We start from the raw sequence: 10,452 nt of genomic DNA on the forward strand, positions 1-10,452 counted from the left end.
TGCTATGAAAAAGTATCTAGAAAGTCTTATCAAACAGCCGTCCACGTACAAAGGGGCGGCGCTCATTGCGGCGGGTGTGGCTGCGGCGTCAGGGCATCCTGAGCTGTGGACGGTCTCGGTGAGTGAGTCCGGCGCGAGCTACGGTGGTCTCATTGGTACGCTTGTACCGATGGCGCTTGGTCTATGGGAAACCTTACGTAACGAGTTCAAGTAATGGCTGAGTACCAAACCCTAATAATAGCTGCGGTGAGCGCAATCTCTAGTGGTATTGGTGTTGGCGTAGCGATTAAAACCGACCTCAAGTGGATCCGTCGAACGATGGAAAAAATGGAAGAGCGGATTGTTCGCCTAGAAGAACGTCATTAATAACGTCATCGTAAACGTCATTGTCCTCGTCATATGACGTTTAATTGTGTTAGCCCACTCTTAGGAGTGGGCTTTTTTTATTTTAGCTTAATTGAAAAAGATAAAGGGTGAGAAGAGAATAAAGTCAGTCTCTGTTCACAAGCCCTTAAACTGATAGATTTGTTCTCGAGTTAACTTATAAGCCTTTAGCCATAAGCGTTTAGATTTTTGCAAGTGGAATAATTCCCTTTTTGGCAATTTTCATTGTTTTCTTTCTTACTGAGATCGTTGCCACTAAGATCGCGTTGATCTTAAGTAAGGGCATATTTTTATTGATCTAAATCAATACTTTTTAACGGTTCATCCCGTTAAATGCAGCCATAGCTTAGAGCTTATTTAGTGTTATTAGTAACTTAGTTTTTCTACATCTTGTGCTTGTGATGGTTTTTTAACCTTTTTTTGGGGCGTTCTTAGAGATAAAGGGACGTTAAATATCTCAAAAGAGCATTGCTTAATTCTGTCTTAACAACTCAGACAGGGCATATTCAAGAGTATTCGTCCTATAGTATGAATGTGTAGCCTAAAGCATCGTATGGGCTTTTTGAGGAGCAAACAGAGGTATGTGGAAAAATACAGCAATGACAAAGTGTGATGAATATCACATATGCGAAATGGAGGTTAGAGTTTTTTTTAGATAAAAAAACGCAAAAAAAATACAAAATATGTTGCAAAAAAAGAAGTCAATACTACTTCATCGAAATAATGATTGTTTTTTGCTGGTTAAGTTCACAAAAATGGAGGAAAAATACAATAAGGGTAATTAAGTTTCAAAAAAGTGAGACTTTTCTGAGCCTTAATCGTCCGTGAGGGTCTTTGCAGAGATAATTGAGACCCTGTAAAATAACTTGGGTGAACAAAGCGTACTTTCAGGAGTGCGTAAAAAATCCCTCATTCTCAATGAGAAGAGGGATTAGTTTACAAAACGATGGGCTAGCTGTTTTGATTCTCCTCGACCAAAATTTGAATCTGAACGCCAGAAAACCTTCGTCTAAATAACGTCGTTATAATAGTACATGTTGATTGAAAAGTGCTATTTTTACGATACTTGATGTGATCATTGTCACGTAAATTTTGTTTTTTTTCATTGATTACGAGCAAGGTTTCGAGCTAGCCCTTTTTTAAGCCTCAACTTAATAAGGGCAGAAAATGAAAAGCATTAAACACAAACCAGCACCAATGGGTTTTAAATGGGTGTACACACGTTTTCGTCGAGTTCGTAACTCAACGAGAGTTTTGGATGCTCATGAATATGGATGGAAAGCATGGTGTTTTCTAGTCCGTTGCGGTAAAGGAGGGCGCTAGAAATGTCTTTCTTACTACGGAAAATCCATAAACTGATTTGGGAAACTGAAAAAGTGGTTAATTTTTTCTAAGCTATACTTAACAAAAGCACCCTAGTGAGGGTGCTTTTTTATTTTTCGTGTAGCTGTTGAGGGTATAGCTGAGTATAAACTTGCCAAAGCACATTCAAACTTCTATGCCCTGTGACTTGGGCGACTTCCTCAATCGAGTAGCCCTTTTCGAATAAGCGGCTCGCTCCCTCTCTTCGCAAGTCATGGTACCTTAAATCTTCAATACCTAGCTCATTACGTACTCTCTGAAAACCTGCGGTTACGCTTCGCGGGTTGTAAGGAAAGATGCGATCGCTTTTCTTCGGTTGTTTGAGGGCAATATCGAACGACTCCCCAAGCAAAGGAACAAGCATGTGGTTGCCGGTCTTTTTGCGCGGGTCTTTTCTGTCTCTTACCACCACTGTTTTGTTTTCTTGATCGAGGTCTTCCCAACGAATCGAGCATACTTCACCAATACGCATACAAGTAAGGATGCTGAACTCAAGAATGTCGGTAAATGGGATTCGTGTTTTCCCGTTCGGCCTAAAGGATTCCCTTTTCTCCAAACCTTCTTTCAATAATTTCAATTCTTCGGAAGTAGGGCGGCGAGTGCGCTTCTGACTTTTTCCTATTAAGCCCATATCAGTAAGGACGGGAACAGCTTCGTCAAATATCTGAAAATTGGCGGCAATGTTGAAAACGGGTTTGGCTTTCTTCATTACTGAACGAAGGTAAGCAATATCGTGATAGATGGTAGCGCCGCCAGCTCCCGCACCCTTGCGATTTTTGCAGTGTTGGATCAGGTCACTGGTTTTCAGTTCATTGCTCTCAACTTTTGCAATGTCACAATCTCTAAGTAACTTAATCACATAGCGCTTAGTTCTTCCGGTTCTGTTCCACAATTCTGGCTCAGCCATAAAAGAATCGAGGAGTACCGCGAGGGGGACTGATTTGGGTCTGTTCAGTACCCCTTCTGACTCCAGTTCAGCCACTCTGCGCATCCCATATGATTTAGCGAGTGCTTTCTTTTTTAGAGTTTTGCTTTCCCTGTGTATAATGCGCGAATCTTTTTTTACGACTACTGTTACCTTGAACCTAAGTTCACCGCTTTTTAGCTTTCGAGTTTCTATGCTGTAGCTTGCCATTTTGTCCTACTCCTTGAGGGGGACTATAGGGGGACTGGAAGAGGATTTTCCATCAGATTCTAGGTAATTCACTGTATATTTGTACAGTGTTAATTTGAGACTAAATCATGCAAAACACTGATAAAGCCAATAAATACGCCGCGAATCGTTTTTCTATAGCACCCATGCTCGATTGGACAGATCGTCATTGCCGCTACTTCCATCGCTTGCTGACAAACGAGACTCTGCTTTATACAGAGATGGTCACGACAGGCGCGATCATTCATGGTAAAGGTGACTTTTTAGCGTATAACGAAGAAGAACATCCGGTGGCACTGCAGTTAGGTGGCTCGAACCCTCAAGATCTCGCGACTTGCGCTAAACTTGCAGCAGAACGCGGCTACGATGAGATCAACCTTAATGTAGGGTGCCCATCAGACCGTGTGCAAAATGGACGTTTCGGTGCTTGTTTGATGGCGGAGCCTCAGTTGGTGGCGGATTGTGTAGCTGCAATGCGTGATGTGGTGGATATTCCAGTCACGGTGAAAACACGTATCGGTATTGATGACCAAGATTCTTATGAGTTTCTGACAGATTTTGTTTCGATTGTTTCAGAGAAAGGCGGTTGTGACCAGTTTACTATTCATGCGCGTAAGGCTTGGTTGTCTGGGTTAAGTCCGAAAGAAAACCGAGAGATTCCACCGTTGGATTACCCTCGTGCGTATCAACTAAAGAAAGATTTTGCTCATCTAAACATTGCCGTAAACGGTGGGGTAAAGACACTGGGCGATTCTCTGTCTCACTTAGAGCATGTAGATGGTGTGATGGTCGGTCGCGAAGCTTACCAGAACCCGTATCTACTAGCGGAAGTGGATCAGCAGATCTTTGGTTTAGACAAGCCGATCAAAAAACGCTCTCAAGTCGTAAAGGAAATGTATCCGTACATTGAAGCTCAGCTTTCGAAAGGCGCTTATCTTGGGCACATTACTCGTCATATGATTGGTTTGTTCCAAGCGATGCCAGGTGCCCGTCAGTGGCGTCGATACATTAGCGAGAATGCGCACAAACCAGGTGCGGGTATCGAGGTGGTTGAAGCGGCTTTAGCGAAAATTCCGCAAGAGTTGGATGTGTAAAAAATACCAACAGTGTGGTGAAAAATACCAAATCTATTTTATTGAGAAGGCGCTCATCGTGAGCGTCTTTTTATTTTGTATCATAAAATCAGTGTGTTATTTATTTTTTTGAAGTTGGCACATAATCTGAAAGAGTCAGTTCAAACAAAGGAGAAGCGTATGTTTGAACTGATTTTTATTTTGGTATTTACCGCGACACTACTCGTTACGGGAGTCACTATGCTGACGGTATTTGCTGCGGTAGCGTTTTCTATTGTTGTCATGGTTCTGCTTGGAATGTTAGGTGCAGTACTTAAAATATTACCTTGGCTCATCGTGATTGCGATCGGTATATGGTTCTTTAAATCTCATGTAGCGCAGGCTCGTTAATTCTCATCCAGAGATAAATAGTTGCTGGGATGGCGGGTGTGTATGGTAGAATTCGCGCATATCGTATACACCTCCATTGACGATTACTCGTCTTGGGAGGAGCAAGCACCATTACTGGGAGAAACAAGTTCATGGGTTTTAAAACTGCAGCCTTACTCGCTGCTGCTGTCATGTCAGTGCCAGCTGTCGCTGAAGAGTCATCATTGACGACGAAGATTGGTGCTGAAATGTGGTTGTCGGAGACAAAGGTTAATGAAGTAAACCGTGATAGTGACACTTCCCCAAGCTTTTACGCAGCCATAGAGCATAATGTTAAGTACGTACCTGATGCTCGAATTCGTTACTCTAGTGTCGATGCTGATTACATGGCATTCGATAAATTAGACTTAACACTTTACTACCGTATTTTTGAGCATGATTTAATGCACTTTGATGCAGGTGTAACTTTAAGTGACTTGTCTAATACCAAATACATCAATGCAGAAGACGCGACACGAAATACAGAATTCGATGGAATGATTTGGGCGTGGTACGGCTATGCAGAGTTGACTGTTCCAGATACGTCCATTGATATTATTGGTGAAATGAACTTCGGTGATAGCAATGGCATCAAGAGTACTGACTTAATGGCTGGTGCTCAGTACCGAATGGATTTGAATGGCAACCAACTCGCATTGAAAGGCGGTTATCGAGTGATCGATTTAGAGTCTGAAGATTTCCGTGTTGCTGGTGGCTCAGATTTAGGTAAGCCGTTTATTTTTGCCAATGGTTGGTTTGTTGGAGCTGAGTTTAGCTTCTAAAAAAGAAATCATTGAGAAACGCCGCTATTTATATAGCGGCGTTTTTTTATATCTATTGATTATATTGAACGTTATTTGTTCGCACTTTCGACGCTTTCTACCATCCTTACTCTAGGAGTTTTGTGTCCGATAGAGAAAGGAACCTCATGACGATTACTGAGCTAAGGAATCTATACAGGGAAAACAAATTGGTGGAGGCCATCATTGAACCTTCCGCTCAAGAGGGCGCTTGGATTGTGGAGTTTCGTCACGCCCGGGGCGGATTTGTGCTGTTGACCGACTCTCACGGAGAGGAGTGTCAGTACATCGATCTCGATTTAGCGTCTAAATCTGCCATGGCGGTTGGTTTTCAACAAGTAAGAATCGAAGCCAAATAAAGATATAAACGCCTCTCTGCTTTAATCCTTTAATTCCAAAAGTTATAAAACATTCACTTCTATTCTTTCTTGTTATTAAAGAGAGTGGTTAATCTATCATCACGCAATGAATAGGGATGTCGTGACCATGTCTTTAAATAAGAAAGAGTCCTCTACTAACAACGGGCCTTCTCAGCAAGAATTACCTGCCATCGCTGCTCCACTCAATGACCAGCAGCTTGGCTCTCTTCAACAAACCGTATCTGGTCTTTCCTCACAGCAGCTTGCATGGGTAAGCGGGTACTTTTGGGGATTATCGCAGGCTCAGCCTCAAACAACGGGTGCAGCTGCTCCAATTAATCAAGCCGCGGCTGCGGTAGCAGCGAAACCGGCTGGCAAACTGACCATCATTTTTGCTTCTCAAACGGGGAATGCTAAGGGTGTTGCTGAGCAGTTAGAGCAAGAAGCGAAAGCTCAAGGTATTGACGTCGCGCTGTTTGACGCCAGTGATTACAAAGGTAAGAACTTAGCGAAAGAAACACACGTTATTATCGTGGCATCAACCAATGGTGAAGGCGAAGCGCCTGATAATGCCATAGAGCTGCATGAGTTTTTGCAATCCAAGAAAGCACCTAAGCTACCAAATCTGAAATATGGTGTTATTGGTTTAGGTGATTCAAGCTACGAATTTTTCTGTCAAACGGGCAAAGACTTTGACGCGTATTTGGCGAAGCAGGGCGCTAGTGCGTTTATTGAGCGTATTGATTGTGATGTGGACTACGACGCGCCAGCAGCAGAGTGGCGTGCGAAAGCTCTTGAAACCGTCAAAGACGATCTCGCCTCTGGTCAAGAAGCGGATGTGGTTCAACTACCCGTTGGTCAAGCGGCTACGGGGCACTCTCAATACAATAAGCAAAATCCATATACCGCGACCTTGTTAACTAGCCAAAAAATTACAGGCCGTGACTCAGGTAAGGATGTTCGCCACGTAGAAATCGACCTGACGGACTCAGGTCTGACGTACCAACCGGGTGATGCATTAGGGGTTTGGTTTGACAACAGCTCTGAGCTTGCCAATGCCATTCTCGGTAAGGTTGGTTTATCTGGCGTTGAAAGTGTCGAAGTTGACGGCGAAAGCCTCTCTATTCACAGCGCATTGGTGAGTAAGTTTGAAATCACCGCGGCGAACCCACAACTGGTGGCTAAGTTTGCTGAGCTATCGGGTAGCAAGAAGCTAGAAAAGCTGGTGGAAGACAAAGATAAACTGCGTGAGTACGCAAGTAATACTCAGGTAGTGGATGTCCTTTCTGAAAAGAAAACCAAACTCTCCGCGGATGAACTCCTTGGTTTGTTGCGCCGTTTAACTCCTCGCCTTTACTCCATTGCATCGAGCCAAACGGAAGTTGATGAAGAAGTCCATCTGACCGTTGGCTTGGTTGAATACGATAAAGGTGATGAAAAACGCTATGGTGGCGCTTCAAGCTTTTTAGCTCAGCGCTTGGAAGAAGGTGGCGAAGTGAAAGTGTTTGTTGAAAACAACAATAACTTTAAGCTACCGCAAGATGATAACACTCCAGTCATCATGATTGGTCCTGGTACTGGTATTGCTCCTTTCCGCAGCTTTATTCAAGAGCGCGACAATCGTGAAGCGGAAGGCAAGAACTGGTTGTTCTTTGGCGACCGTACCTTTACGCAAGATTTCTTGTATCAAGTTGAGTGGCAAAAGTATCTGAAATCAGGTTTGTTAAATCGCCTAGATGTAGCCTTTAGCCGCGACCAAGCAGAGAAAGTCTATGTTCAACATCGTATCTTAGAAAATGCTGAGCAAGTGTGGCAGTGGCTTCAAGATGGTGCCTATATCTATGTCTGTGGCGATGCTACACGTATGGCGAAAGACGTTCATGAAGCTTTGATTCATGTTGTCGAGCAGCACGGCAAGTTATCACGTGATGATGCAGAAGAATTTATCAATGAATTACGTAAAGCGAAACGTTATCAAAGGGATGTGTACTAATGACTTTTTCTACTGAGAATAATAAGCAAGTTGTATTAGGCGAAGAGTTAGGAAAGTTATCTGATAACGAGCGTCTGAAAACTCAAAGCAACTTTTTGCGCGGAACCATAGAGCAAGATCTGCAAGACAAGATCACTGGTGGTTTTACTGCGGATAACTTCCAGCTCATTCGTTTCCACGGAATGTATCAGCAAGACGATCGCGATATTCGTAACGAGCGCGCTAAGCAAAAGCTAGAGCCTCTGCATAACGTGATGCTTCGTGCACGTATGCCGGGCGGTATTATTAAACCTGAACAGTGGTTGGCGATTGACAAGTTTGCAACCGAACATTCGCTTTACGGCAGTATCCGTCTAACAACGCGTCAAACGTTTCAATTCCATGGTGTGCTTAAGCCAAATATCAAGCTAATGCACCAAACGCTAAACAGCATTGGCATTGACTCAATTGCTACAGCTGGCGATGTAAACCGTAACGTGCTGTGTACGACTAACCCGATTGAGTCCGAGTTGCATAAAGAAGCTTACGAATGGGCGAAGAAAATTAGTGAGCACCTATTACCTAAAACCAAAGCGTATGCGGAAATCTGGCTAGACGGCGAGAAAGTAGAAACCACCGACGATGATGAGCCGATTCTAGGTAAAACTTATCTTCCTCGTAAGTTCAAAACAACGGTGGTGATTCCTCCGCAAAATGATGTGGATGTACATGCGAACGACCTTAATTTTGTCGCGATTGGTGAGAACGGTAAGCTGGTGGGCTTCAATGTCTTAGTGGGTGGCGGATTGGCGATGACTCACGGTGACACATCAACTTACGCTCGTCGTGCTGACGACTTTGGTTTTGTCCCACTAGATAAAACACTCGATGTGGCTGCGGCGGTTGTGACGACTCAACGTGATTGGGGTAACCGTTCAAACCGTAAAAATGCGAAAACTAAGTACACTCTAGACCGTGTTGGTATCGATGTATTTAAGGCGGAAGTAGAGAAGCGTGCAGGCGTGAAGTTTGGCGAGAGTCGCCCATACGAGTTTACCGATCGTGGTGATCGAATTGGTTGGGTCGAAGGCATCGATGGTAAACACCATCTGGCACTATTTATTGAAAACGGCCGTCTACTGGACTTCCCGGGCAAACCACTCAAAACCGGTGTTGCTGAAATTGCCAAAATCCATAAAGGTGATTTCCGTATGACGGCAAACCAGAACTTAATTGTTGCTGGTGTAGCTAAGAGCCAGAAAGCGAAGATAGAGAAGATTGCCCGCGAACACGGTTTAATTGATGACAACGTGAGTGAACAGCGCAAAAACTCAATGGCATGTGTGGCATTCCCAACTTGTCCACTGGCGATGGCTGAAGCTGAACGTTTCCTACCTCAGTTTGTTACTGACGTAGAAGGTATCCTTGAGAAACACGGTTTACCTGAAGAAGAGAACATCATTTTACGTGTCACAGGCTGTCCAAATGGTTGTGGCCGTGCAATGTTGGCTGAGATTGGCCTGGTAGGTAAAGCTCCTGGTCGTTACAACCTTCACTTAGGTGGTAACCGTGCTGGTACACGTATTCCGAAGATGTATAAAGAGAACATCACAGACAAACAGATACTAGAAGAGATTGATCAGCTCGTAGGCCGTTGGGCTAAAGAGCGTGAAGCTGGCGAAGGATTTGGTGATTTTGCTATCCGTGCTGGCATCATTCAAGAAGTCAAAGTATCTAAGAGGGACTTGCATGCTTGATTCTGTCGCTTCCAAACCGAAGTTAGCAGAACTGCTCTCATTAACTAAGACGGAGCAAATACTCCGTCTTGCCGAAATTAATGGAGAGTTAGAGAAGCTAACCGCCCAGCAAAGAGTGGCCTGGGCACTAGAAAATCTTGAAGGTAAGTTTGCGGTGTCTTCAAGTTTTGGTATTCAAGCTGCAGTTATGCTGCACCTTGTTACTCAACAGGCTCCGGATACTCCGGTTATTCTGACTGACACTGGTTACCTTTTCCCTGAAACCTATCGCTTTATCGATCAGTTAAGCGAACAGCTAACCTTGAACCTAAAAGTTTATCGTGCGGCAGAGAGCTCTAACTGGCAAGAAGCTCGCTACGGAAATCTATGGGATCAAGGTATAGAGGGAATCGAAAAGTACAACAAGATAAATAAAGTAGAGCCAATGAGGCGGGCTTTAGATGAGCTAGAAGTCGGGACTTGGTTTTCGGGTCTACGTAGAGAGCAATCTAAATCTAGAGCCAGCTTGCCAATCCTATCGATTCAAAATGGTGTATTTAAATTCCTGCCTGTAATCGACTGGACGAATAAAGATGTTCACTACTACCTAGAGGAGCATGGATTGCCTTACCACCCACTGCGTGATGAAGGTTACCTGTCGGTAGGTGATACGCATACAACCAAGAAGTGGGAGCCAGGAATGAGTGAAGAGGAAACTCGCTTCTTTGGTTTAAAGCGTGAGTGTGGACTTCATGAGGATGATGGCAACGAGCAAGACGGTTCGGGTATCTAGTTTATTCTCTTCTATATATATGAAGAAAGGCCGCAATGCGGCCTTTTCTTTTTGCTAAAAATGGTGATATGTGGATAACTCTGTGGGTATTGTGTTTGCTTTCTAGGGGTAAAGTTGGGTAAATAAGGCTTTGAGCGAAAAATCGGCGTTTAAGCGTTATTTCTGCAATTTTTTCAAAATAACGCTTGCCAATGTGAGCGCGATCTCTATAATGCCTCCTCGTCGACAGGGCAAGAGCTCATAAGGGTTCAAGCTAAGTCGGCACGGTTTACTAGCCAAGTGGTAACGCTTGAAAAAAAGTTTGAAAAAAGTGGTTGACACTAAACTTTATCTCGCTAGAATGGCCGCCTCTTCTGAAGTGATGCGAATCACAAAGAAGAAAGCTCTTTAACAATATAAACCTATCAATCTG

General features: G+C 43.8%; 10 protein-coding genes. 9 read left to right on the forward strand and 1 reads right to left on the reverse strand.

The annotated features are described in order from the left end of the window. The first annotated feature begins 4 nt into the window (after positions 1-4). Positions 5-214 (forward strand): hypothetical protein, encoded by a 210-nt coding sequence (locus RJ47_RS14060; protein ID WP_039484515.1) that lies wholly within the window; start codon positions 5-7, stop codon positions 212-214. After that, positions 214-366 carry a hypothetical protein gene (locus RJ47_RS21445; RefSeq protein WP_005475908.1) on the forward strand — a complete coding sequence of 51 codons (153 nt, stop codon included), beginning with the start codon at positions 214-216 and terminating at the stop codon, positions 364-366. The genes RJ47_RS14060 and RJ47_RS21445 overlap by 1 nt, the downstream gene beginning before the upstream one ends. Before the next feature lie 1,450 nt (positions 367-1,816). Here the strand turns inward: RJ47_RS21445 and RJ47_RS14070 are convergent. After that, positions 1,817-2,881 (reverse strand): site-specific integrase, encoded by a 1,065-nt coding sequence (locus RJ47_RS14070; RefSeq protein ID WP_039484521.1) that lies wholly within the window; start codon positions 2,879-2,881, stop codon positions 1,817-1,819. A 107-nt stretch (positions 2,882-2,988) separates the two neighbouring features. On the opposite strand from RJ47_RS14070, the gene dusA reads away from it, so the two are divergent. The 7 genes from dusA (at position 2,989) to RJ47_RS14105 (ending at position 10,040) form a co-directional block, all read left to right on the forward strand. Further along, a complete protein-coding gene (gene dusA / locus RJ47_RS14075; RefSeq protein ID WP_039484522.1) occupies positions 2,989-3,993 on the forward strand; it encodes a tRNA dihydrouridine(20/20a) synthase DusA in 1,005 nt (334 codons plus the stop codon). A gap of 159 nt (positions 3,994-4,152) precedes the next feature. Next, complete coding sequence (gene pspG, locus RJ47_RS14080) at positions 4,153-4,362, forward strand: envelope stress response protein PspG (protein WP_038139338.1); 210 nt, start codon at positions 4,153-4,155, stop codon at positions 4,360-4,362. 131 nt (positions 4,363-4,493) lie between these two features. Further along, on the forward strand, positions 4,494-5,162 hold the full coding sequence (locus RJ47_RS14085) for a TIGR04219 family outer membrane beta-barrel protein (RefSeq protein WP_038139341.1): 669 nt from the start codon (positions 4,494-4,496) through the stop codon (positions 5,160-5,162). A gap of 146 nt (positions 5,163-5,308) precedes the next feature. After that, complete coding sequence (locus tag RJ47_RS14090) at positions 5,309-5,539, forward strand: hypothetical protein (protein WP_005475948.1); 231 nt, start codon at positions 5,309-5,311, stop codon at positions 5,537-5,539. Positions 5,540-5,666: 127 nt separating this feature from the next. After that, positions 5,667-7,532, forward strand: a complete 1,866-nt coding sequence (locus tag RJ47_RS14095) for an assimilatory sulfite reductase (NADPH) flavoprotein subunit (protein ID WP_039484523.1) — start codon at positions 5,667-5,669, stop codon at positions 7,530-7,532. Continuing rightward, positions 7,532-9,268 (forward strand): assimilatory sulfite reductase (NADPH) hemoprotein subunit, encoded by a 1,737-nt coding sequence (gene cysI / locus RJ47_RS14100; protein ID WP_039484524.1) that lies wholly within the window; start codon positions 7,532-7,534, stop codon positions 9,266-9,268. The genes RJ47_RS14095 and cysI overlap by 1 nt, the downstream gene beginning before the upstream one ends. Further along, positions 9,261-10,040, forward strand: coding sequence for a phosphoadenylyl-sulfate reductase (locus tag RJ47_RS14105; RefSeq protein WP_039484525.1), 780 nt, complete (start codon positions 9,261-9,263; stop codon positions 10,038-10,040). The genes cysI and RJ47_RS14105 overlap by 8 nt, the downstream gene beginning before the upstream one ends. Positions 10,041-10,452 lie beyond the last annotated feature (412 nt).

The sequence above is a fragment of the Vibrio sinaloensis genome, from assembly GCF_000808535.1.
Lineage (GTDB): Bacteria > Pseudomonadota > Gammaproteobacteria > Enterobacterales > Vibrionaceae > Vibrio > Vibrio sinaloensis_D.